The 24,067-nt window shown below is 59.0% G+C and carries 20 protein-coding genes; 4 read left to right on the plus strand and 16 right to left on the minus strand.

Translation table 11 applies throughout. The annotated features are described in order from the left end of the window. Nucleotide 1: 1 nt before the first annotated feature. Genes ABDK74_RS07265 through ABDK74_RS07275 form a run of 3 tightly spaced genes read right to left on the minus strand, consistent with a single transcriptional unit; the run spans nucleotide 2 to nucleotide 5,862 of the window. On the minus strand, nucleotides 2-1,468 hold the full coding sequence (locus ABDK74_RS07265; RefSeq protein ID WP_346003300.1) for an efflux transporter outer membrane subunit: 1,467 nt from the start codon (nucleotides 1,466-1,468) through the stop codon (nucleotides 2-4). Continuing rightward, nucleotides 1,465-4,641 (minus strand): efflux RND transporter permease subunit, encoded by a 3,177-nt coding sequence (locus ABDK74_RS07270; protein WP_346003301.1) that lies wholly within the window; start codon nucleotides 4,639-4,641, stop codon nucleotides 1,465-1,467. Before ABDK74_RS07270 ends, ABDK74_RS07265 begins: the two co-directional genes overlap by 4 nt. A 6-nt stretch (nucleotides 4,642-4,647) precedes the next feature. Beyond that, nucleotides 4,648-5,862, minus strand: coding sequence for an efflux RND transporter periplasmic adaptor subunit (locus ABDK74_RS07275; RefSeq protein ID WP_346003302.1), 1,215 nt, complete (start codon nucleotides 5,860-5,862; stop codon nucleotides 4,648-4,650). A gap of 114 nt (nucleotides 5,863-5,976) precedes the next feature. Between ABDK74_RS07275 and ABDK74_RS07280 the strand changes: the two genes are divergently transcribed. Then, the gene (locus tag ABDK74_RS07280; RefSeq protein WP_346003303.1) at nucleotides 5,977-6,645 is read left to right on the plus strand and encodes a TetR/AcrR family transcriptional regulator; all 669 of its coding nucleotides are present in this window, start codon (nucleotides 5,977-5,979) and stop codon (nucleotides 6,643-6,645) included. Between the two features lie 7 nt (nucleotides 6,646-6,652). Here ABDK74_RS07280 and ABDK74_RS07285 read toward each other — a convergent pair whose 3' ends face one another. The 5 genes from ABDK74_RS07285 to ABDK74_RS07305 are packed head-to-tail and all read right to left on the minus strand — an operon-like array spanning nucleotide 6,653 to nucleotide 11,995. Beyond that, entirely contained in the window at nucleotides 6,653-9,205 is a 2,553-nt protein-coding gene (locus ABDK74_RS07285; protein ID WP_346003304.1) for a hypothetical protein, read from the minus strand. Further along, nucleotides 9,202-9,912: a magnesium transporter MgtE N-terminal domain-containing protein gene (locus ABDK74_RS07290; RefSeq protein WP_346003305.1), complete on the minus strand. Its 711-nt coding sequence runs from the start codon at nucleotides 9,910-9,912 to the stop codon at nucleotides 9,202-9,204. The genes ABDK74_RS07285 and ABDK74_RS07290 overlap by 4 nt, the downstream gene beginning before the upstream one ends. Before the next feature lie 6 nt (nucleotides 9,913-9,918). Further along, on the minus strand, nucleotides 9,919-10,407 hold the full coding sequence (locus tag ABDK74_RS07295; RefSeq protein ID WP_346003306.1) for a DUF6468 domain-containing protein: 489 nt from the start codon (nucleotides 10,405-10,407) through the stop codon (nucleotides 9,919-9,921). Nucleotides 10,408-10,421: 14 nt separating this feature from the next. Continuing rightward, on the minus strand, nucleotides 10,422-11,474 hold the full coding sequence (gene fliM, locus ABDK74_RS07300; RefSeq protein ID WP_408874503.1) for a flagellar motor switch protein FliM: 1,053 nt from the start codon (nucleotides 11,472-11,474) through the stop codon (nucleotides 10,422-10,424). Between the two features lie 47 nt (nucleotides 11,475-11,521). Continuing rightward, entirely contained in the window at nucleotides 11,522-11,995 is a 474-nt protein-coding gene (locus ABDK74_RS07305; RefSeq protein WP_346003308.1) for a flagellar basal body-associated FliL family protein, read from the minus strand. A gap of 63 nt (nucleotides 11,996-12,058) precedes the next feature. On the opposite strand from ABDK74_RS07305, the gene ABDK74_RS07310 reads away from it, so the two are divergent. Together ABDK74_RS07310 and ABDK74_RS07315 are read left to right on the plus strand one after the other, a co-directional pair. Then, nucleotides 12,059-13,282, plus strand: a complete 1,224-nt coding sequence (locus tag ABDK74_RS07310) for a transglycosylase SLT domain-containing protein (RefSeq protein WP_346003309.1) — start codon at nucleotides 12,059-12,061, stop codon at nucleotides 13,280-13,282. A gap of 191 nt (nucleotides 13,283-13,473) precedes the next feature. Further along, nucleotides 13,474-14,892 carry an amino acid permease gene (locus ABDK74_RS07315; protein WP_346003310.1) on the plus strand — a complete coding sequence of 473 codons (1,419 nt, stop codon included), beginning with the start codon at nucleotides 13,474-13,476 and terminating at the stop codon, nucleotides 14,890-14,892. Between the two features lie 84 nt (nucleotides 14,893-14,976). Here ABDK74_RS07315 and ABDK74_RS07320 read toward each other — a convergent pair whose 3' ends face one another. The 7 genes from ABDK74_RS07320 to pstC are packed head-to-tail and all read right to left on the minus strand — an operon-like array spanning nucleotide 14,977 to nucleotide 22,552. Continuing rightward, a complete protein-coding gene (locus ABDK74_RS07320) occupies nucleotides 14,977-17,079 on the minus strand; it encodes a prolyl oligopeptidase family serine peptidase (RefSeq protein WP_346003311.1) in 2,103 nt (700 codons plus the stop codon). Between the two features lie 37 nt (nucleotides 17,080-17,116). Beyond that, nucleotides 17,117-18,412 (minus strand): ATP-binding protein, encoded by a 1,296-nt coding sequence (locus ABDK74_RS07325; protein WP_346003312.1) that lies wholly within the window; start codon nucleotides 18,410-18,412, stop codon nucleotides 17,117-17,119. A 3-nt stretch (nucleotides 18,413-18,415) separates the two neighbouring features. After that, entirely contained in the window at nucleotides 18,416-19,138 is a 723-nt protein-coding gene (locus ABDK74_RS07330; protein WP_194253842.1) for a response regulator, read from the minus strand. Next, nucleotides 19,135-19,869: a phosphate signaling complex protein PhoU gene (gene phoU / locus ABDK74_RS07335; RefSeq protein ID WP_194253843.1), complete on the minus strand. Its 735-nt coding sequence runs from the start codon at nucleotides 19,867-19,869 to the stop codon at nucleotides 19,135-19,137. The genes ABDK74_RS07330 and phoU overlap by 4 nt, the downstream gene beginning before the upstream one ends. A gap of 6 nt (nucleotides 19,870-19,875) precedes the next feature. Next, nucleotides 19,876-20,664: a phosphate ABC transporter ATP-binding protein PstB gene (gene pstB / locus ABDK74_RS07340; protein WP_194254083.1), complete on the minus strand. Its 789-nt coding sequence runs from the start codon at nucleotides 20,662-20,664 to the stop codon at nucleotides 19,876-19,878. 38 nt (nucleotides 20,665-20,702) lie between these two features. Next, nucleotides 20,703-21,575, minus strand: a complete 873-nt coding sequence (gene pstA / locus ABDK74_RS07345) for a phosphate ABC transporter permease PstA (RefSeq protein WP_346003313.1) — start codon at nucleotides 21,573-21,575, stop codon at nucleotides 20,703-20,705. After that, nucleotides 21,572-22,552: a phosphate ABC transporter permease subunit PstC gene (pstC, locus tag ABDK74_RS07350; RefSeq protein WP_194253845.1), complete on the minus strand. Its 981-nt coding sequence runs from the start codon at nucleotides 22,550-22,552 to the stop codon at nucleotides 21,572-21,574. Before pstC ends, pstA begins: the two co-directional genes overlap by 4 nt. A 363-nt stretch (nucleotides 22,553-22,915) precedes the next feature. Here pstC and dps point away from each other — a divergent pair, with 363 nt between their 5' ends. Then, nucleotides 22,916-23,455, plus strand: coding sequence for a DNA starvation/stationary phase protection protein Dps (gene dps, locus ABDK74_RS07355; protein ID WP_346003314.1), 540 nt, complete (start codon nucleotides 22,916-22,918; stop codon nucleotides 23,453-23,455). A 62-nt stretch (nucleotides 23,456-23,517) separates the two neighbouring features. Here the strand turns inward: dps and ABDK74_RS07360 are convergent, their stop codons facing one another. Then, entirely contained in the window at nucleotides 23,518-23,838 is a 321-nt protein-coding gene (locus tag ABDK74_RS07360; protein ID WP_346003315.1) for a hypothetical protein, read from the minus strand. Nucleotides 23,839-24,067: the final 229 nt, after the last annotated feature.

Here is a 24,067-nt window from a genome sequence, read left to right on the forward strand (position 1 = left end):
GTCAGTGCGTTTGTGCGGGCACCTTAGGCGAAACCGTCTTCTGGCTCCACCCACCACCGAGCGCGCGATACAATGTCACAATATTCTGGAACCGCGCGGCCTTGACCATGATGTCGTTCTGCTGTGCCTGATAGAGGGTGCGCTGCTGCGTCAGGGTCGTCAGATAGCTGTCGATGCCCGCCTTGTAGCGCATGTTGGCCAGATCGAACGCCTGCTGCGACTGCGCCACCAGCTCGTCCATGTGGCGCTGCTGGGTCGTATAGGTTTCCCGTGCCGTCAACGCATCCGAAACTTCACGGAAGGCCGACTGTACGGTCTTTTCATACTGTGCCGCATTCTGACGGGACTGCGCCTTGGCCATCATCAGGTTCCCTTCGCTCTGGCCCCAGGTCAGCAACGGAACGCTGATGGACGGGGAGATGCTCCAGGTTTCGGCGCCCGGTGTGAACAGCTTGCGGAACTGAAGCGAACTGGTGCCCTCCGAAGCCGTCAGCGTAAAGCGGGGGAAGAACGCCGCGCGCGCTGCACCCACATTTGCATTGGCCCCCAGCAGAGTATGCTCTGCCGCACGGACGTCCGGCCGCTGCTCCAGCAGATCCGAAGGCAGACCTTCCGGCAGATCCGCAATCATGGTCTGCGACCCGAAAGGCGCCGGCTCCGGCAAAGTCGACGGCAACGGCGAGCCGACGAGAAGCTGAAGCGCATGCTCGTCATCCGCGAGAGCACGCGTATATTGCGCCTCATTGGCGGAGGCCTGCTCGACCTGCGTCTTGACCTGCGCCAGTGTCAGCGCATCCGTTTCGCCATTGTCATAGGAAAGCTGTGTCAGACGCAGTGTATCGCGTTCTGACGTCAACGTGGCACGCGTCACCCGAAGCTGCTCGCGATCAGCCAGCCACTGGATGTAGGTCGTCCCGATCTGCGAGACCGTCGTGATGAGGACGTTCCGCGCGTTCTCGACGTTGTTCAGCACCGTTTCCTTTTGCTGACGCGTCAGGTTGCGGATGCGGCCCCACAGATCGATTTCGTAAGACGAGAACCCGATCGACGTCTGATACAGACGCAGGGTCGAGATATGCTCGCCAACGCCAGGCGCAAACGAGAAACCTGCCGTGTCGGATGGCGCCATGAACATCCCCTGCCCGCCGGCCGAGATGATCGGGAACAGCGATGCATTCTGGATCTCATACTGACCGCGCGCCACGCCCACAGCATCAAGCTGCGCAGCGATGTCACGGTTGTTTTTCAACGCCAGTGTTACGAGCGCTTTCAACCGCGGATCAGTGAAGAAATCCTCCCATCCGAGGTTGGATGCCGCCTGAACTGCGTGCGTGTTCTTGGATGCCGTATCTGCGGGATAGCTGTTCTGGATGGCCTGCGTGGGCCGGTGGTAAACCGGCGCCATGTTACAGGCTGAGAGCATCAGCATTCCGGCAAATCCGGAAGTCAGTCCGAGACGGGCCTTCATGCGCCGTGCTCCCCTTCGGCGACGGGTGCCGCCTTGTTGTCCAGATGGGCATACGGGTCCTTGCGGTCCTTGATCCGGCTGACCCGGAACAGACGCAGCACCACCACGAAGAAGACCGGTACGAAATAGACTGCCAGCAGCGTTGCCGACAGCATACCGCCCACGACACACGTGCCGATCGCCACACGCGCCGCAGATCCGGCGCCGGTTGCGATCGCCAGCGGAAACACGCCGCAGACGAAGGCGATGGACGTCATGAGGATCGGACGCAGACGCTCACGCCCGGCTTCCAGAACCGAATCTTCCAGAGATTCGCCGTTTTCGAAGAAGGCCTTGGCGAATTCCACGATCAGGATCGCGTTCTTCACCGACAGACCAACCGTCGTGAGCAGTCCAACCTGGAAATAGACATCGTTGGCCAGCCCACGCCCCAGCGTCGATGCGATGGCACCCAGCACACCGAGCGGAAGCACGAGCAGCACCGCAAACGGAATCGCCCAGCTCTCATAAAGCGCCGCCAGACAGAACATAATGACCACGACGGCCAGAGCATAAAGCGGTCCGGTCGATCCACCCGACGCAAGCTGCTCGAACGACAGACCCGTCCACTCATAACCAATGCCGCGCGGCAGCTTGGCCAGAAGCTTCTCCATTTCCGTCATGGCCTGACCCGAACTTGCGCCCACGGCCGGCTGGCCTTGGATTTCGTAGGAGTTCAGACCGTTATAGTCCTCGACCTTCTGCGGCCCGTTGACCCAGTGTCCTGAGGCGAAGGCATTGAACGGCACCATCGTCCCCATCGCATTGCGGACATACCAGCGGTTCAGATCCTCCGGCGTCATGCGCGCCCAGTCTTCACCCTGGATATAGACCTGCTTGACACGGTCATTGCGCATGAACTGGTTGACGTAGATGGAGCCCAGCGCCCCTTCGATCGTCGTGTTGATATCTGCATTCGTCAGACCGAAAGCATTGGCGCGCTCACGATCAATATCGAGCTTGAACTGCGGCGCGTCGTCCATACCCAAGGGACGAACAGCCATCAGAAGCGGGTTCTTTGCTGCTTCACTCAGGATCTGGTTTCGCGCGGCCAGCAGGGCTTCATGGCCCAGATGTCCGGTATCTTCCAGCTCCAGATCAAAGCCGGTCGCATTGCCCAGTTCCATCACGGCAGGCGGATTGACGGCGAAGATCTGCGCTTCCGGGTCCATCCAGAAATGCATCATGATCTCGCGCGACACGGTCATGGTGGTGTGCGCAGAGCCCGGACGCTGGTCCCAGGGTTTCATCCGGATAAAGAACGCACCCGCACTCTGTCCCTGACCTGCGAAGCTGAAGCCCGTCATGGTGAAGACGGATTCAACATACGGACCGTAGGTTTTGAGAACGTAGTCGGTAATCTTGCGGTTGACGGCCGCCGTCTGCGCTTCGGTCGCCCCGTTGCGCATCGTGACCTGTCCGAAGATGATCCCCTGATCTTCGTCGGGCAGGAACCCGCCCGGCACGCGCATGAACAGGAACCCGACGAGCGCGGTCAGCAGGGCGAACCCGATCATGCTGACGACCGGCACACGGATCAGCCACTTCACGCCACCGATATAGCCGTTCGTCATGCGATCGAACGTCCGGTTGAACCAGGCCGCGGGCCCACGATCATGCCCCTTGTGCGTCGGCTTGAGCATGGATGCACAGAGGGCCGGAGTCATAACCATCGCCACCAGGACCGACAGCCACATGGCCGCGACGATCGTGATGGAGAACTGGCGATAGATCACACCCGTCGAGCCGCCAAAGGCCGCCATCGGCAGGAACACCGCCGTCAGCACCAGCACGATGCCCACAAGCGCGCCCGAAATCTCGTCCATGGAGACGCGGGCCGCTTCTTTGGGAGACAGCCCCTTGTCCGTCATCACACGTTCGACGTTCTCGACCACCACGATCGCGTCATCGACCAGCAGACCAACGGCCAACACCATGGCCAGCATGGTCAGCGTGTTGATGCTGTAGCCCATGATGGACATCAGCCCGAATGTTCCCAGCAGCACCACCGGCACCGCAATCGTCGGGATCAGCGTCGCCCGGAAGTTCTGGAGGAAGATCAGCATGACGATGAACACGAGGACAATCGCCTCGATCAGCGTCTCAACCACTTCATGGATGGAAAGCGTAATGAATGGCTCGGTATCCAGCGGATAGACGAGCTTCAGACCCTGCGGAAAATAGCGGCTCAGTTCGTTCAGACGCGAACGGACGGCAGCCTCGGTCCTGAGCTGGTTTGCGCCCGGCGCCAGTTTGAGCGCCATCGCAGCCGCAGGATGGTTGTTATAAGACGAGCCCAGCGCATAGCTCTGCGCCCCAAGCTCAACCCGCGCCACATCCTTCAGACGCACCTGACTGCCATCCTGCTGCACCTTGAGCAGAATTTCTTTGAACTGGTCAGGTGTACTCAGACGTGTCGGACCGATGATCGTGGCATCAAACCCGATGCCCTTCTTGGCTGGCAGACCGCCAAGCTCACCCGACGAAACCTGAATGTTCTGCGCCTGAATGGCGGACTGGACATCCCCGACCGTCAGGCCAAAATTATACAGCTTGGACGGGTCGAGCCAGACGCGCATCGCGTATTCGGAACCGAACAGCGTATGATCGCCAACGCCCGAAACACGGGACAGCGGGTCAGAAATGTTGGACGCAACATAGTCCGAGATATCCTGACCGGACATGCTGCCGTCTTCGGAAATGAAGGCCACGACCATCATGAAGTTCTTGGTAGCCTTCGTGATGCTCAGACCCTGCATCGTCACTTCCGCCGGCAGACGCGGCTGCGCCAGCTGAAGCTTGTTCTGGACCTGAACCTGCGCGATGTCAGGGTTCGTGCCCTGCTCGAACGTCAGGTCGATCTCCATCTGTCCGCTCGCATACGACGAGGCCGACAGGTATTCGAGATGATCCAGACCATACATCTGCTGAAGGATCGGACGAACAACCGTGTTGTTCACCGTCTCAGCAGATGCGCCCGGATACATGACGGAAATGGCGATCTGCGGCGGTGCGATATTTGGATACTGCGCGATCGGCATGCGCATGATCGCCACGGCACCGACGAGCATGATGATCAGACCGATCACCCACGCAAAGATGGGTCGGTCAATGAAAAAGCGGGACAATGACATGCGGGGTTACTCCGCCTTTCCGGCAGGAGCTGCGGGAGGCGCTTCATGAGGGGTCACCTTCGCCCCCGGCTGCACTTTCTGCAGGCCGCTCACGATTACCTTCTCGCCTTCCTTCAGCCCATCCGAAACCAGCCAGGACTCGCCAACCGTCCGCAGGACCTGAATGGAACGCTGACTGACCTTGTTTTCGCCATCCACGACCATGACAAAGGGATTGCCCTTGGCATCCCGCGCAACCGCAACCTGCGGCACCAGCAGACCGTGCGGATCAATGCCTTCCTCAATATGGGCATTCACAAACATGCCCGGCAGCAGCAGATGATCGGGGTTCGGGAAGACGGCCCGCATGACGAGCGTTCCGGTCGCCGGGTCCACCGTGACTTCGGAAAGCTGGAGCTTGCCGCGCATCGGATATTCGGAGTTATCTTCCAGCTTCAGGCCAACCGCTGCCGCATCCGTGCCATTCCGTTCAAGCTGCCCATCTGCCAGCTCACGCTTCAGACGCAGCATGTCGGTGGCTGCCAGATTGACGTCTACGTAAATCGGGTCCAGCCGCGTCACAACCGCAACCGGCTGGGTCTGCCCTGCCGTCAGAAGCGCACCGGCTGTATAGAGCGTGCGACCAATGCGACCGCTGATGGGCGCACGAACATGGGTGTAATTCAGATTGACGGCTGCCGCTTCCAGCGCAGCCTTCGCCTGCGCTACCTGTGCTTCAGCCTCACGCGCCGTTGCCAGCGTATTGTCAAAATCCTGCGAACTCACGGCATGAGCCGCCACCAGCGGACGATACCGCTTGAGCTGCCCGTTCGCCCGCGCTGCCACGGCCTGTGCGTTCAGAAGCTGTGCTTTCGCCTGATCGTAAGCGGCCTGATACGGCGCGATATAGATCTGGAAAAGCTGTTGCCCAGCCTTGACGTCTGCACCCTGCTCGAAATCACGCGAGACAATCACACCATTCACCTGCGGGCGGATCTGCGCCTGTTCATAGGCATCCGTCCGCCCCGGCAGGGACGTCTCAAGCGTGACTGGCTGCGTCTTCAGTGTGACCACATCAACAGGCTGCGGCGGCATCTGGGGAGGGGGTGTTTTCTTCTGACATCCTGCCACCAGCAACGGGAGGGCCAGAAGTGGCACCAGAAAACTGCCCCTCCCACCCCACGAACCGACCGGAGACAGGGCGGCAGAACAATTCAAAGAGATTTTCTGAAAAGAAGGCATGATACGGCCGCTATCCTGTGATACAGAAACCCGCTAGTTTCCCACGAGAACGGAAACTAGCGGGTTTCTTTGACAGACGTCAATTCGGTCTGCGAAATAATATCGGAGTTCATCTTGCCCAGTCAGTCGAGCAGCCAGTCCGAAGACCGGAAACAGTCCTGCTGTGGCCGCCCAGCACAGCTCGACGAAGCGGAAAGACGTAACCGGATTCTCGACGCAGCCAGCTCGGTCCTGATCACGCATGGTTATCATGCCGCGTCGATGGACAGCATCGCGTCCTGCTCTGGAATGTCCAAAAAGACTCTCTATCAGTTTTTCGACTCCAAACAGGTTCTGTTCGAGACGCTGATCCTCGAGCGGCTGTTCGCTCCTATAAACTACACGCCGGTACCCACGGACTCCATGGAAAAACAGCTTCTGGGCCTGATGACCAGTATTGCTGCCTGCATGTTCTGTGATGAACGTCTGAGCCTTCTGCGCTCCGTCATTACAGAAACGAGCCGCAATCCCGCAGTGCGGCAACTCGTCGCAGATTTGTTCCAGCTTTCGGGGCGTGTTCTGCCAATCCAGCACTGGATGACCATTCAGTCCGCAGCGGGCAAGTTGGATATTCCCGACATTACAGAAGCCTCGGACCTCCTTTTCGGCATGACCCTCGGCGGCCCCACGCTGGGACGCCTCACACACTGCAAACCAAGCCGTTCAAAAGAAAAACTCGAGGAATTCATGGCTTACGGCATCAGGGTTTTCCTCGAAGGACATCGTCCCGTCAGCCCTTCCTGAACAGACACTAACCACCGGCAGAAACAGGCGGCGTCGCAGTGGCGTCCTTGCTTCCCGTCAACAACCTGAAAACACCTTCAGACTGTGTTCCTTTCATCGACGAGCCAAACCGGGTCTGCAGATTTCTGAGCGTCTGCTGATCCTGCGCTCTTGATGCATCTCCACCAATCCGAAGAATGAGAGCCTGCTGGTCCGGAGAGAGTGGCGCCTTGGCCGCCTCTCCATTCCCCGGCCAAGCATCCAGCATTGGCGTCAGCGCCTCTACCGCCCGCGACCATTCCCCGGCTTTTTCAGCAATCTGGGCCCGCAGCGTCCAGGCCCGCGGATCCCGGATGGTCGCAAGCTCTCCCGCCGCCTCGTCCGCACGATGATCGGCAAGTGCAATCTGCGCACGCAGAAGCGCGACTTCCACGGACTGACTGCTGCTGCCTCCCGGCAGCGCCAGCGCGGCATCAGGAGAACCTTCAACAAATGCCGAAAGATCCTGCTTCGCCGCCTTGGTATCTCCCATATCGAGTTCCAGCTTTGCCAGCCGGATCCGAACAGCCATGCCCTGCGCCCCACTCTGGATGTCCGCAAGCTTTCGCAGTGCGTTCCGTTCCTGATCCGGCAGCCCCATAGCCTCATAACGACGCGCCAGACCCTCGAGGATATCCCGCTGTAACGGTGCATCATCCGACGCTCTGGTCAGCGCATCCTTTAGAAACGCGACTTCATTTATATTCTGCCTCCCACCAGAGGAGGCAGCCTGGGCCATCCGCCGGATAATATCCGTCTTCTGCGGTTCCACTTTGGCTATATCGTCAGGATAAAGGCGGCCCCATTCCTGAATCGCTGTCGCAGCACTTGCAAGATTACCCCCGTTCATCAGCGCCTCAATCTGTAAAAGTCGGGCATCCTTTTCCCGACCCGCAATCCGCAGCGCCGGCAGGATACCGTCAACCTGATCGGCGACAGCCTGCGGGGACAGAGTTTTCTTATCCAACGCCTGCCGAAGAAGCGCTTCCCTCGCCACCGGCCAGACCAGCGGCGACGTTTCATGCGACAGTGCCTTCAGCTTCTCCTCTGCATCTGGCGCATTCCGACGCGCCGCCAGAAGTGCTTTCGCCAGGGCCACTTGTGGCCCCTCTGGCAACTGCTCAAGGATTTTCGTCGCGTTTTCATTACCATAACGCGCAACCCATTGGGTTGCAGACGGCAGGAGACGGTCTCGCAGAGGAGCCGCATATGCCTGAAGAACAGGCAGGCCCGTCGCAATCAGGTCCGCCGTATGAGCAGGATCGCTTTCCGCTGCCGCCCCTGCCGCAAGCTGCCCAGCCCGGCTGGCGAAGGGCATGGACATCCGCATCATCCCACGCCAGAGCTGATCTTCAGGCGTACTGCCCCCATCTTCGGCTAGACAGAAAGCAGTTGCGCGCTGGTTAAGCACCGCCGAGATCTGTTGCAGTCGGCGCGTTTCAGGCTTTTCCGCCCCTTCTGGCCAGTCCTGCAACGCCACCTGCATAACTTCCCCCAGCAGCGGCCCATTCCCTGCACGAGCCGCTGCCTGCGCAACCCGCATACGCGCCTCAAACCGATCGGCAGATGAAGCCAGAGCTGCGGCATTCACACTTCGTCTCAGGGCCTCGCGCAGTTCTTCTGGCGTCCCTGCCCCCAAACTGACACCACTTAGAGACGAGCCGTAGGGCTGAAGCCGGTTGGACGCCATCAAGGGAAAACTGCCCGGACCCATCGTATCCAGCACCAGTTTTCCTGCCGTCTGGCGCAGTTCGATGTCATCAGAATCAGCAGCAACCACCACACCTATCAGGCTGCTCCGAACCGCAAACCCACTTCCCTGACGGCGCATGGGCTGTTCGATACGCCCTGATCGCGTCATTCCCAGCAGAAGCCTCCGCCCCGAGGCCGGGTCATCCAATGCCACGACCTGAAGCACCCCGTCCTGAACAGGCGAGGTGAACGTCAATGCGTTTCCGTCCTGTCCCAGAAGCATATCGGCCTGAGGCTTCACATCAGGAGCAATCGAAACCGTCCACCCGGCCCCAACTGGACGCAGAACCGGATCGCGATCATCAGACACTCCAATGGTGATAACCGTTACATCAGGGAGAAGTCTGCTGGAGACTGATGTGAAAGGCCCAACACCAGATAGGCCTGCCGTATCAAGAACATGTCGTCCGGCCGCTACGAGGACGATATTCTGACCGTTCCGAAAAGCTACGACAGGCGTCAACTCCCCAAGCGGCAGCCAGAGCCCGGTTGCGTCGGGGGCCTGCATGGAGGCTGCGGGAGGCGCATTGACAATCTGAGGCCGAGTTTCGGACATCGGAGCGGAACCGGTCGAAATCCGTTTTTCCTGTACAGCTTTTTCCGGGTGGGGGAAAAGAGGTGCAGGATCGTTCAGAAACAACCATCCCGCCGGTAGCAGCTTGTCATCTGTTGCAGATCCGACATGGCCTTTCTCTGGTCCGGATTTTATACTGGTCGCTCTGATCGGCGCGGCAACAGATGCTCCAAGCGAAGAGAAGCCCAGAACTGCGGCCAGAATCACCTTTTTCATCCGTTACCGCCAATTCGAGCAGCGGGACGTGCATGGGAATTCGCAAGAAGCTGCGTCGCGAGAATGGCACGTTGAGGCGACATCGCTTCCATGATGGCTGAAGCCTTGCGCGGGTTCATCCTGTTGAGCAATGCCACGCCGACACGCAGGTCCAGAATATTGAAGATCGCGGCAGCATCCTCCGGCCGCATCGCCTGATAGATCTTGACGAGCCGGTCTGCATCATCATTCCGCAACTGGTCCGTGTGCTGCTCGCTGCTCTCAAGGGCAGTCCGGGAATTTTCCAGCGCGGTCATGCGGCGCTGGAGTTCCTCTTCCGCAGCATCAACAAGACGTTGACGATCGTTCAGAGCTGCATCCCTGCGATCCAGCTCTTTTTCGCGTGCGGCGAGTTGATCCGCGAGCGCGGGATCCGCAGGCTGGGCCAAAGAAGGCTGATTTGCAGGTGCTTCCCCCTTACATCCCCCTTTGGCACACAGATCATTGGCCTTCGCAATCGTTCCAGTCGGTGATGTCGTGACCTCAACAGGTTTAGGCGGCTGAACCTGTTGAGGGGCGACAGGTTGAGGTTGAGCCATGGCAACAGTGGCCAGAGCAGAGGACGTGCTATCCGTGTCGCCCATAAGATCGCCCGCAATCGCGTAAATCTTAACGCCGAGAAGAACTATCATCAGACCGCAGGCAAGATGCAGAATACGGAAAAACATACCTGATTATCCCTGCTTCTGACGAAGCGCTCGCAGGAGTTCACGCTCCGCCGCACTTTTGCTGCCACTGGGCTTCATTGTTCGGACTTCATCCGGCTTCAGACGGAGGGCTGAACGGAAGGAAGATTCCTCAGATCGTTCCTCAGTCAGAGGGGATGCTTTCACTGCAACACGTCCCGCAGGCAGGAGCGATTCCAACTGCTGAGCGAGGGTCTCTGATCGGTCACACAGCATGGCCAGATCCCGCTTCAGGCTTTTGCCGGACTCAACTGTCTTACCCAAAGCACGCCCTACGAGTTCCGTGGTCTGACGCAGATGATCAATGCCAGATTGAGCCTGTGCACTACTGGACTGAAGGCTGGAAATCAGAGCATCGAGCTGCCCACGATCACGTCGCAGCACAGACAAAGCCCGCCCCAGATACAGGCTGTAAAAAATAGTCACCAGAAGCAGCACTGAAAGGGCAATCTCAATCCCAAGCTGAAATCCGTCCATAAAATATGCTCCGATCAGCTATAGGATGTGGCACGATCCGTGCCGGGTTTCTGGTTGAGGACTTCTTCAATTTTGACGGCGACCTGCCCCTGTTTTCGCCCAACACGCCCTTTAAAAAGAGCATGTTCACCGCAACGCAGAGTGACGAGGGTTTCGGGTTTTCGACGCAGAACGAGTTGATCTCCGGGAGAGAGATTCATGATGTCTCTCAAATTCACGGTCTGCTCTTCCAAAACGGCATCAAGAGTCAGATCAGTTTGCCAGAGTTCCTGCGCCAGATGGCTTTCCCACATTCCGTCATGGCCGAATTTCTCTCCCATGAACTGCTGAAGAAGAATATCCCGAACTGGCTCGAGCGTGGCGTGCGGCAACACAACATCCACGTCTCCTCCTCGACCTTCCATATCAATGCCGAACCGTGCTGTAATCACACCGTTTCCGGCACGACAGATCATCGCAAAACGTGAGTTCATTTCGAGCCGTTCGAAATGAAAATTGACGGCACAGAGCGGACTGAAGCTGGTTTCCAGATCATCGAGAATAATCCTGACCATAGGCTCAACCAGAGCACGCTCAATAGCTGTATGATGCCGACCCGTTTGTCGGGGAGGCGTTGGGCTGTCGCTGCGGACATGGCCCCCAAGGAGTGCATCGACGATGCTGTAGATCAACGAGGAACTCAGTACGAGAATGCCGTAATTGTCCCATTCTTCTGCCTTGAAGACCGCAAACATGGCCTGTCCAGGAACGTTTTCGAGATAATCTCCAAAACGTTGGGAGCCCAGCCGATCCATTGATGCTTCGACATTGTCGCTGGTGAAGTTGCGCAGGCTCGTAGTCAGTATCCGCGTAAAACGGTCAAAAACCACTTCGAGCATGGGCAGGCGCTCGGACGATACGCCCGATGTGCTGACCACGCGTTCGATGCCGCTACTGCTCGAAGGACCGTTGACTGCATTGTCCTTCCCAAAGAAGCTGTCAATTTCAGCCTGACTGAGAACCTGATCGTTGCCCCCGTCAAAAGCTGCCATGCTGTTTCCGGCAAGCGGAAAGGCAGCGACAGGCATCTCGTCATGCTGATCAGCAAAAGTTGTATCGGACCGCTGGTCGTCGCTCACTGCACCAGCACCTCTACGAAAAAGAGATCCCTGACCCGAAGAGGCGCCACGATATTGGTGATCTGTGCCAGCATTGTTTCCCGCAAACGGTAGATGCCGCTTCCGGAAAGTTCCGAGGGCTGCATCCCATGCAGACAGGTCTGAAAGGCATCCTGAATCTGCGGCATCAAAGCGGCGACATTTTCAGCATTCTTGCCATCCTCGACCTCAAGCCGTGCACCAATACGGACGTATCGCGTCCGATCCGACCCGGCGTCGAGATTGGAGAGAATGGTCGGGATGGTGATGGTCGTCCATTTCACGGGCTGGGCCACAGTCTTGGCGAGCGGGGTTGCCGCGTGATGAAAATGCTTCCATGCAAAGGCTCCACCACCAGCCAGAAGCAGGCACGCCAGCACTGCAAGGATGATGATCTTGCGCTTACCCCCCTTCTTGACCGGGGTTTCGTTTTCCGGAGTCTCCGTCGTCACCGTTCGTCTGCCTTCTCTTTCGGACAGCGCTCATCATCTGCGTAAAAGATTAACAGTGGGTTTATGATGCTCAGGAAAAGGCGAGTCTTCCTTCAGACGGGAACCATAATTCTGAGCCTCGTGACCCTTGCGGGCTGCGCGTCCCAGCGTTCTCCTTACAACCGTTATTATTCTTCAAGCGGGGCCTACCGCGCACCGGGTCCGGCAGGAGACCCTTGGCGGCCCTACATCCTGCAAGCTGCCAGCCGCTTCTCGATTCCGCAGGACTGGATCCGCGCCGTCATCCATCAGGAATCGGGCGGCCACCAGTTTCTGGACGGGCGCCCGATCACCTCCCATTCCGGCGCGATGGGGCTGATGCAGCTCATGCCACAGACCTACGCCGACATGCGCTCGCGCTACGGTTTGAGATCGGACCCTTATGAACCTCATGACAACATCATGGCAGGAACCGGCTATATCAGCATTCTCGCCCGGAAATACGGTGCCCCAGCCTTTCTGGCAGCCTACAACGCCGGTCCACAGCGACTTGAGGAGTATCTCTCCGAAGGACGTCAACTTCCCAACGAAACCGTCAACTACGTTGCAAGCATCACACCCCATCTAGGTACGCAGATTGCCCTGACAGGCCCCCTGGCCGCCTATGCCAGCGCCGATCAGCTAAACGCATCCCAGTCTGGAGGCTCTTATGCCGGACTGCCAACGGCACGGACCGCTCCTGCACCCGTCATGACGGCATCGCGCAGTGTTGGGCAGGTCTGGGCCAGCCGTCATGTCACGAGTGCTGCGGCACAGACACCGATTACAGGACCGATCGCCGCGCCCAGTGCCGTGCCCTGCAATCCGGACGACGCCTACGACCCGGACGTGCCCTGCGCGGTTCAACCCGTTGGCGAGTCACAGCTTCCCCCGCCTTCTGCAACAGCCACGTCCCGGCCTCTTCCTGCGCCTCCTGCCATACCAACGCCGCATATGCTCCCGGTTCAGCCTACGGAATCGACCACAATGGTTGTCGGCTATCACCGGCCGGGAAGCTATGGGCCCTGGGCCATTCAGGTGGGGGCATTTGGCAGTATCGGGCAGGCAAAGTTTGCCGCCACAATGGCGCGTCAGGCCGCCTTTGCACCACTTCAGTCTGCCCGAATCGAAGTTCATCCGACGCCGAGTCACGGCACCACGGTCTGGCGCGCGCGCTTGACGGGAATCAGCCGCGTGGGAGCCGCCGAGGCCTGCTCAATTCTTTCCGGACAAGGAATGGCTTGTATGGCCGTTCCGCCTGGGCATTGAAAGCACAATCAGCAGCTCAGTTTCACCTGTGCCAGCAATCCGCGTTGGCAACCCGGCGACTTTCGCCTATGTTCCCATGCATGAGACACATAGCTGCCGCGCATGAAGCGTAGGCCCACCCGGCCTTCGCCTCTCGTCAGACCCTTTCAGCTTCACCGCTACCTTCCCCGACGACTTCTCAGGACGCGCAGATGACGACAAGCCCGGTCCCCGATCACACCCCGACCCATCGTACAGGGGCCATCAGCGAGGAAGGCTATCACAAGGACCTTGGGCGCCGTCATGTCCAGATGATCGCCATCGGAGGTGCCATCGGTACGGGTCTGTTCCTTGGGGCAGGCTCACGCCTTCAGATGGCTGGCCCATCCCTTGCCATCATCTATGCAGTCTGCGGCGTTTTTTCGTTCCTGATCCTGCGTGCCCTAGGCGAGCTTGTCATGTATCGCCCGACCAGCGGCAGTTTCGTGACCTATGCGCGCGAGTTTCTGGGAGAGCGTGCGGCCTATATGGCGGGCTGGCTGTCCTTTCTGAACTGGGCCATGACAGGGATCGTCGATATTACCGCCGTCGCTCTCTATATGCATTACTGGGCGGTTTTCCTGCCGGTACCGCAATGGGTTTTCGCGCTTGTGGCGCTGGCGATCGTCGGCACCATGAACATGATCGGCGTGCGCTATTTCGGAGAAATGGAATTCTGGTTCTCACTCATCAAGGTCATAGCGCTGGCGCTGTTCCTGGCCGCAGGCGCTCTCATTCTCGGCACGCGCATGCCGGTCGCGGGGCACACCACTGGCTTTCATCTTATTACAGAGAATGGTGGCATTTTCCCGCACGGGCTGTTTTCGGCTCTCATGCTGCTTCAGGGGGTAGTGTTCGCCTATTCCGGTATCGAATTGCTGGGTACAGCCGCAGGTGAGTGTGAGGACGCCCGTGAAATCCTTCCGCGCGCCGTCAACAGTGTGATCTGGCGGATTGGGCTGTTTTATGTGGGCTCGGTTGTCTTGCTGGTCTGCCTGCTGCCCTGGACCGAATATCATGCCGGCACCAGTCCGTTCGTCACGTTCTTTCAGGCACTTGGCATCCCTGGCATCGGCACCATCATGAACATCGTGGTGCTGACTGCTGCCCTCTCCAGCCTCAATTCCGGCCTGTATTCCACAGGACGTGTGCTGCGTGCGCTGTCTCTCGGTGGGTCCGGCCCCAGAGCCCTGAGCAAGCTGAACAAAAGCTCTGTCCCCTATGTCGGCATTCTCACCACGTTGGGTGTGTATCTGGTGGGTGTGATGCTGAACTATCTCATCCCGGCCCGTGTGTTTGAAATCGTCCTGAACTTTTCGGCGCTGGGCATCATCAGCACGTGGGGCTTCATCCTGCTGTGCCAGCTCCGTCTGCGGGCCGCGATCAATCGCGGGGACATCATGCCGACGGGTTTCAATATGCCGGGCGCCCCTTACACAACATGGGCAACCCTTGGTTTTCTGGGCTTCGTTCTGGTCATGATGGCCTTCGATTACCCGGACGGCACCATCACGATCGGTTCTATCCCGCTCATCGGCGCCGTCCTGATCGGCGGTTGGTGCCTGCTGGACCGCAGCCGTCGTCACGGTTAATCCCGTTCTTCAAACACAGACTCCCGGCACAAAAAAGGGCGCTCTACAGAGCGCCCTTTTTTCATGTCCGCATGATGCGGAAGCTTATTTCGTCCGGCCCAGTTCGGACCACAGATAAGCATAGCTGAGTGCCTGCGTCTGGGCGATTTCCTTCTGGCTGGCCCCAAAGCCATGTCCGCCCGCAACCTGCTCCCAGTAATAATAGGGCAGTTTGAGTTCGCTCATCCGCCAGGCAAAACGCCGCGCATGAACGGGACCGACACGATCATCCTTCGTGGTCGTCTCGATGAACGGCACGGGGTATTTCACGTCGGGCCTGAGGTTCTGCAGCGGCGAAATGCCGCGCAGGAACGCCTTCTGCTCTGGGATGGAAACCGTTCCATATTCCCCGACCCACGACGCACCAGCCGACATGTGTTCGTAGTTCATCATGTCCAGCAGCGGCACTTCGATATCGACCGCCTTCCAGAAATCCGGATGCTGCGTGAACTCAACACCCATCAGCAGACCACCATTGGAGCCCCCCTGAATCGCCAGATGCTGAGGCGACGTCACTTTCCGGTCCATCAGATCCTTCGCCACCGCCGCGAAATCGTCATAGATCCGCTGGCGATTGGTCTTGAGACCCGCATCGTGCCATGCCGGGCCGAACTCTCCACCACCACGGATATTCGCCAGAACATAGACCCCGCCGCGTGACAGCCAGTTATTGCCGATCCCGGCCGAATAGAACGGGAAAAGCGGGACTTCAAACCCGCCATAGGCATAAAGCAGCGTCGGGTTGGTTCCATCCAGCGTCATATCCCGACGATGGACAATGAAATACGGGATGCTGGTGCCGTCCTTTGAGCGGACCTCCTGCTGTTCCACCGCCATGTTCGAGGCATCGAACTGCGCTGGCAGAGTATGCAGCTTCTGAACCGAAGCCGTATCGCTGTTGATCTCCCAGAGCGCGGTCGGACTCAGAAACCCGCTCGAAACAGCGTAAGCCACTGGGCTGTCCTCATCGACGCTGGCCAGATCGACCGACATGTTCTCCGGCAGAGGCAGATCCCGGTGCGTGAAGGCGGCTCCTGTCGGCGTGTAGATCGAAATCTTGCCACGGACATTGTCGTACAGCGTGACAATCAGATGGCCGTGGCTCGTGGAGGCACCCTCGATCATCTGACGACCTGTCGGCGCCACCAGAAGCTGAGGCGCGACCGTTGCCGCAGCCGGATCAACCAGCACCACGCTCCCCTGAGGGAAGGACTGCGCCCCGACTTTCCAGTCTTCCTTGAGTTGAACTACCAGACGGCCATTGAACAACCCGGCGACATCCGCCTTCAGGGGAATGGCAACCTGCGTCACCTGACCGTCCCGATACAGGAACAGCTTCGACGAAAACGCATCCAGACCTTCGCGGATCAGCGTGACCTGATGCCCTGCGCCGTCGTGCAGCACTTCCGGTCCGACTTCGACGTCTTTTCGGTTGCCGGTGAAGACCGTCTGCGCCTGATCGAGGGACTGTCCGCGCTTGAGAAGCTTGACGATGTAGGGATAGGAGGATTCCGTTACATCAGCAGACGTCCAGGGATAGCTGACCAGAAGCGTGTCGCGGTCCAGCCAGCTTGAATCCTGCTTGGCATGCGGAAGATTGAACCCGCCTTCAACGAATTTTCCGGTTCGCAGGTCGAATTCCCGAACGGTCTTCGCGTCTTCACCACCATCGGAAAGATGGAGCAGGCAAAGATTCTGCTGGCTGTGCAGGCAGTCCACCCCGCCATAAACCCAGTTGCGCTTTTCCTTAGTCGCCAGCGCATCCAGATCCAGCGCGACGGTCCATTCCGGATGATCGGTCGCGTAGGAATCCGGCGTCGTCCGGCGCAGGACACCCCGCAGATGCCGGTCATCACGCCAGAAATTGTAGATCATCCCATCGACCTGGATGGGAGAAGCGAGGCGGTCATGCGTCTGAAGCAGTTTCAGGGACGTCGCATACAAGCTCTGATAAAGCGGACCATGCCCCAGAAGGCGCAGAGTACGGTCGTTCTGCTGCTTCACCCAGGCCATCGCCTGAGCGCCATTGATATCGCTCAGCCAGGCGGGAATGGTGTCGGGAACGTCTGCCGCATGAAGCGGGGTGAACATGCTGCCAGTCAGCAGAGCAGCCAGAGCGGTACGGCGAAAACTGCGAAAAACTGTCACTGTAACAATGCCTTCTGATTGTTTCAGAAGGAACCTGTCATTCCACCAGCGAAACTGCAAGTGCCGCTCCTGCTGCTGGTAGCCACACCAGACAGGTCGTGCCTTTACCCGGCGCACTCGCAATCCGCAGACGTCCGCCATGCCGGTCCAGAATATGCCGCACGATGGACAGACCCAGCCCCGTCCCCTGCCCGGCTCCGTCGGTCGGCGCACCGACACGATAGAACCGTTCCGTCAGACGTGGCAGATGATGCGCCTCCATCCCGCAGCCATTGTCTTCAATCCCGAGAATAACACCGCCATCCGCAGGCCAGCGGTCATCGGGAATGACGGCACGCCGGGCCGACAATGTGATAGTCAGGGGCTCGTCTTCCTTTGCTCCATAGCGCAGGGCGTTCTCGATCAGGTTGAGCAGAACCTGAACCATCTCGTCCTCGTCCGCCCGCACCATGAGGTCATCCTCGACCTCAAGAGTGAGCGTACGGCCTTCCCGCTCGAAACGCGGCGCAACTTCCCCGAGTACCACCGCCATCAGATCCGCCACATCTACCAGATCGCGCGGGCGCTGATGCTCATGAGCCTGAACGCGCGACAGATACAGAAGGCGGTCGATCAACCGTTTCAGCCGCTCGGACTGCTGGCGCATGATGTCGAGAAACTGCTGTCGCATGACCGGATTTTCCCCGGCTGCCCCCTGCAATGCATCGATAAATCCGCTCAGCGACGCCAGCGGTGTACGGAGTTCATGACTGGCATGGGCCACGAAATCCGTCCGCATCCGGTCCGCAGCCCGCGCCTCGCTGTGATCGTTCAGCACGACCAGAACACGCTTGTCCTGCCCCTTGCCGCCCGGAAGACGGCGCAGCATCAGGTGAAGCGTTCGTGGAACCGGCACATCCAGCGTGAAAGTCGTGGAACAGACGGGCGGCAGGTCCCCACGACTGCTACCCTCTGCTGTCCCGGACGGCGCCGGAACGCGCAGAGCCGCAGACAGGGCCGAGCGAGCCGCCGGATGACGCAGGATCGCGCCGACCGTTTCCCCGAACTGGGACGCCGCTTCTTCATTGACCTGCACGATCGCCCCAAGCCCATCCAGAACTACGGCGCAGGCGGGCAGCGGATCGACCGGCAGATCGGCCGGAGACACGGGTTTGAGATAGTCGTCAGGAGGCGAGCTCGGAACACGCGGCTGTCGCAACAGGAGCCAAACCGCCAGTACCCACCCTGCGAGCGCCACACAGACAAGAACCATGCCCACCTGCAACGGCAGCGTATCCGCTACAGGCGGAAGCCCCCCTCCCGGCAATGCTCCGGAAAGTACTCCTGACGACACCCGTCAGGCGCCGTCCGTCGTTGGGCCGTCATCCAACGCATAACCCGCCGCACGTACAGTTCGTACCAGATCGATTTCGCCCGGCCCATTGATGGCTTTGCGCAAGCGTCGGATATGAACGTCGATGGTGCGGATCTCGACATGAATATTCTGCCCCCAGATCCGGCGCAGCAGATCCTCACGGGAGAACACCTTGCGCGGATTGCGGATCAGCAGGTCCAGCAGTCGATATTCCGTGGGGCCCAAAGATAGCATCCGCCCGCCACGCTCCACGCGGTGCGTTTCGGGATCAAGCGTGATGTCTGCGAAGGACAACCGGTCATACGAAGACTGATGCCGCCGCAGCAGTGCCCGCAGACGCGCGTCAAGCGTATCGACGCTGCACGGCTTCATCAGATAGTCGTCCGCGCCCGTATCCAGTCCACGGATCGCATCCTGCTCGGCCGAACGCGCCGTCAGCAACAGCACCGGAACGTCCCGAAGGGCAGGATTGGCACGGATACGACGACACACATCCAGCCCGGACAAACCCGGAAGCATCCAGTCCAGCACGACGGCGTCTGGTCGGGACGTTTCAAGCGCCAGAAGCGCCGCTTCTCCGTCTTCCGCCGTCTCGACGCGATAGCCGCGCTGTTCGAGATTATAGCAGGTCATCAGCAGCAGGGCGGGATCGTCCTCGACCAGAAGAACGAGCCCCTTGGCACGCGCGGGGGATGGGCCCTTCACCGGACGTCGGGCTCCTGCATCGTTTCCGTTGCCGTCAGGACAGGGGTCGGACCACCGCGCGGCCGCAGTGACGGAAGATTATCGCCCGTCACGGCGTAAAAGACGCGTTCGGCGATATTGGTCGCATGATCGCCGATCCGCTCTAGGTTCTTGGCGATGAACAGCAGTTCCGTGCAGGCGCGGATATTGCGGGCATCTTCCATCATGTACGTCACGAGTTCACGGAACAGGGCCGTGTAGTATTCGTCCACCGCGCGGTCCGAATGCCAGACTTCCATGGCGCGGTTGGAATCCTGCTGCGTAATCGCATCGATCGAACGGCGCAGGTTTTCCTGCACGAGGCGTCCCATGCTGCGCAGACCCGAGAGCGAAATCTGGTTTTCCGGCATCCGGATCCGCAGCGAACGGCGCGCGATGGAAGACGCGTAGTCACCAATCCGCTCCAGATCGCCCGTGATTTTCAGCGCCGCCACAATCTCGCGCAGATCGCCCGCCATCGGGCTTCGCAGTGCCAGAAGACGGATGGCAAGACCCTCGACCTCACGTTCGAGCTGGTCCACTTCCGGGTCCTGACGCGCCGCCGCGTCGGCTGCTTCCTCGTTGCGATCCGCAATAGCAGACAGCGCAAGGGCAACCTGATTTTCCACGATGCCGCCCATCTGCGCCATCATGGAGCGGAGCTGGCCCAGCTCCTGTTCGTAGCTTTTGACGATGTGGGATCTGTCAGCCATGACGCGTTATCCAAACCTGCCGGTGATGTAGTCCTGGGTCTGCTGCTGCTTCGGATTGGTGAACATCCGGTCTGCACTGTCCACTTCAATCAGACGTCCCATGTAGAAGAAAGCGACCTGATCCGCACAACGTGCAGCCTGCTGCATGTTGTGTGTCACAATCGCAATCGTGAATTCTTCCTTGAGTTCGTCAAGCAGTTCTTCGATACGCGCCGTGGAAATTGGGTCCAACGCCGAGGTCGGCTCGTCAAGCAGCAGGACCTCAGGGCGCGTCGCAATGGAGCGCGCAATGCACAGACGCTGCTGCTGACCGCCGGAAAGACCGGAAGCGGGAGCGTTCAGGCGGTCCCGGACTTCGTTCCATAGCGCCACGCGTGTCAGAACGTCCTGAACGCGCGCATCCATGTCTGCTTTGTTCAGCTTTTCATGCAGACGCACGCCAAACGCGATGTTGTCATAGATGGACATCGGAAACGGCGTCGGCTTCTGGAACACCATGCCCACACGGGCACGCAGAATATTCAGGTCCAGATCATGTTCCAGAATATTGCGCCCGTCGAACATCACTTCGCCAGTAGCACGCTGGCCGGGATACAGATCGTACATGCGATTAAAAATCCGCAGCAGCGTGGATTTACCACAGCCACTCGGCCCGATCATGGCCGTTACCCGACGGGCCTGAAAATCCATCGAAATGTCATGCAGAGCGTGATTTTCGCCATAATAGAAATTCAGGTTGCGGACAGCCAGCGCCACTTCAGGGCTCTTCGCCACCTGCGGATCAGTCTTGGTCATCATGGAATCCTGTGTCATCCCCTGCAGTGTTCCCGGGGTCATCCGCGTCGCGCCGAAACGCGGACGGCAATATTGATGGCCAGCACACCCATCGTAACCAGCAGCGCACCGGCCCAGGCAAGCTGCACCCAGTCTTCATAGGACGCACCAGCATACTGGTAGATCGTCACCGGCAGGCTCGCCATCGGGCGGGTGAGACTAAAGGACCAGTTCTGGTTGCCCAGCGATGTAAACAACAGCGGCGCCGTCTCGCCACTCACCCGCGCCAGCGCCAGAAGGATGCCCGTCAGAACGCCCGTCTTGGCGGAGCGCAGGCACAGCGAGAGCGTCACTCGCCAGCGCGTCGCACCCAAGGCCGCGCCCGCTTCACGCATGGCGGTCGGGACAAGACGCAGCATATCCTCGGTCGTGCGGACAATGATCGGCACAGCCAGAATGGCCAGCGCGACTGAACCGGCCAACGCGGAGAAGTGTCCGAACGGCGCGACCATGACCTGATAGACGAACAGACCGACCAGAATGGACGGCACCGACATCAGCACGTCCGAGACGAACCGGACGCAGGATGCGAATTTATTGGTGTCCGTGCCGTATTCTGAAAGATAGATCCCGCATCCGAGCCCGAGCGGCGTCGCCAGCAGCAGTGCCAGGAACGTCTGGATCAGGCTGCCCACAATGGCATTCGCCAGACCGGAAGACGATCCCGGCGGCCCCATCGGCTTCATGATCGCAGCAGCGGATAAACCGGCAAGACCACGAGACAGCAGAGTCCACAGAATGGACGCCAGAACCAGCACGAGGATGCCGGCCATGACCATCCCGAAAGCGGTCGCCACATGATCGGCGCTCCGGCGACGGGCCGCACGGGGGTTGGGCTTCCAGCCGCTTGTGGAGACGACAGTATCGCTCATTTCGTATTCCCCCGCAGCATCCGCGCAAGCGCCAGGCTGGCGAATGACAGCAGCATCAGGATGAAGCCCAGCGCCAGCAGCGCAGACAGACGCAGCGACCCAGCCGGACTTTCCGGAAACTGAAGGGCTATCAGAGATGCAACCGTGCTGCGTGGCGCAAACAGCGACCAGCCAACATCCGTCACATTCCCAATCACGAAGGTGACGGCCATGGTCTCACCCAGTGCGCGCCCCATACCCAACACGATCGCACCGATCATGCCAGAGCGAGACCACGGCACTACGACCTTCCACATCACGTCCCAGCGTGTGGCCCCAAGACCGTAGGCGCTTTCACGCAGCATGTTGGGCATCGCCGCAAAGACGTCCCTCATCACTGCCGTCATGAAAGGCGCGATCATGACAGCCAGAACCAAGCCGGCCGTCATGAGACCCGTTCCAAAAGGCGCGCCATGAATGATGAATTTTATGCCCGGAACATGCTTGAAATGATGGGTCAGGAACGGCTGAACCGTCCGGGCCATGAAGGGGACGATGGTGAAAAAGCCCCACATACCAAAGATGATTGAAGGCACGGCAGCGAGAAGCTGCACAGCCGTACCCACGATCGCCGCGATCCGGGGCGGCGCCATTGCCGTCAGCCAGAATGCCGTACCAAAGGCCAGTGGCAGCGCAATCGCCACACCGATCAGCGTACTGACAATCGTTCCGAACAGCGGCGCCCAGGCACCATAAAGATCAGCGACAGGATTCCAGACGTCATGGACGGCAAATCCAAGACCAAACGTCCGAAAAGCCTGGCTTCCGCCAACCCCCATGAGGACCACGAGGCCGCCCAGCACCACGAGAACCAGCAGCGCCGAAGCCGCCACCAAAAAGTGGAATGCGGTATCAGGACCGCTGCGGCGGCTTCCACTTCTGGAAGCACCGGCCTTGTCGCGGGCCTCTTCGGACGGCGTGGCTGTGGCAAGGGTCATGCGTGAAAAGCTCTGACTTTAAAAACGGGCGTTATCCGGCGACCGAAGCCACCACATCAGTGCATTAGCCCTCCTGTCAGGGAAGAACAACCGGAACAGGAACGACACCGGATGAAAGATTTATGTCATCCCCGCACCGAACGCCCGAAACATGCCTTGTCGAACCCTCGGAAAAGCAGGGGAAAACAGTTTTCCAAAACAGAAAATCATCCTCTTACAAACAGGACTGCCCCAGATAAGGAACCTCCATACGGATGACACGTTTGGGACACTGGCAGCCCCGCTGCAAAAGCGGAGTGCCAAGGTATTTTAACGGTCCGGACAGCCCAAAAAGGCTACAGACCGATGTTCAGGAGTATTCCCATGGTTTCGAGAACAGACCGCCACGTGACGCAGAACAACACTGCGGACAACACAAAGAATGTTTCCATCGAAACGCTGAATGCACGTCTGTCAGATCTGATTGATCTGGCATTGATCACCAAACAGGCGCACTGGAACCTCAAGGGACCGCAGTTCATCGGCGTCCATGAAATGCTCGATGGTTTCCGCACCAGCATCGATGATTTCTCAGATACCGTTGCCGAACGCGCTGTCCAGCTTGGTGGTACGGCTCTGGGCACCGTGCAGGACGTCTCCAAGAACAGCGCCTGCACGCCTTATCCGAACAACATCTACCGCGTTGCGGACCATCTCGCCGCCCTGATTGACCGCTACGCGACAGTTGCGAACAACATGCGTGAGTCCATCAAGGTGACGGACGAAGCGGGGGATGACGATACGGCAGACGTCTTCACGGAAGTGTCCCGTGGCCTCGACAAGCACCTGTGGTTTCTTGAAGCCCATGTTCAGGAGCCTACCGGCCAGATGCGTGATGGCGACCACAAGGGTAGCCGTAGCTGATCTGGACGATCTTCATAAACATATTAAAAGGCCCCGCAGGTTTCTGCGGGGCCTTTTAATATTCAGAGACAGCGCTCAAGATGCTCCCGGGCGAAAACAAGCTGTGTAGGGTCATGAAGCTGAAAATTCGCATCCGAATGCGGAAGCAGGCAGGCTTCGGAACTGTCCTGTAGCGACTCATGCGACACAGAAGCAGAAGCAGAAGCAGAAGCCGATTGTTCTTCTGACAGGGCCGCCGTAGTCAAAGCCGCCAGATGCTCAAAATCACTGGTTCCTAATGGCCCCGGCTCAACGTGGGGCCTTTGGTGAACGATCCAGTTTTTTGTCAGCTCTTTCAAACTGCCCCATTCCCTCACACCCTCCAAAGACGGCGTCTCAGCCATTCCCTCTGTTGTCGCAACAGCAAGAGCGTGAAAATCGGAGTCTGTAAGCAGGGCAGGATGGGACGATACGTCCTTTCTGCAAACCCAACTCCTCAGGGAGTTTTTTATAGCCGAAACAACTTCGTTCTTAACCATGACCTGCGCGCTTCATCATGTTTGACCGATGCCACATGCGGAAATTAGTCAGTTTTGCCGTCAGAAACGGCAACAAAAGGAAATCGAATTCCTG

This window comes from Gluconobacter sp. OJB, assembly GCF_039638275.1.
GTDB classification, from domain to species: Bacteria; Pseudomonadota; Alphaproteobacteria; order Acetobacterales; family Acetobacteraceae; genus Gluconobacter; species Gluconobacter cerevisiae.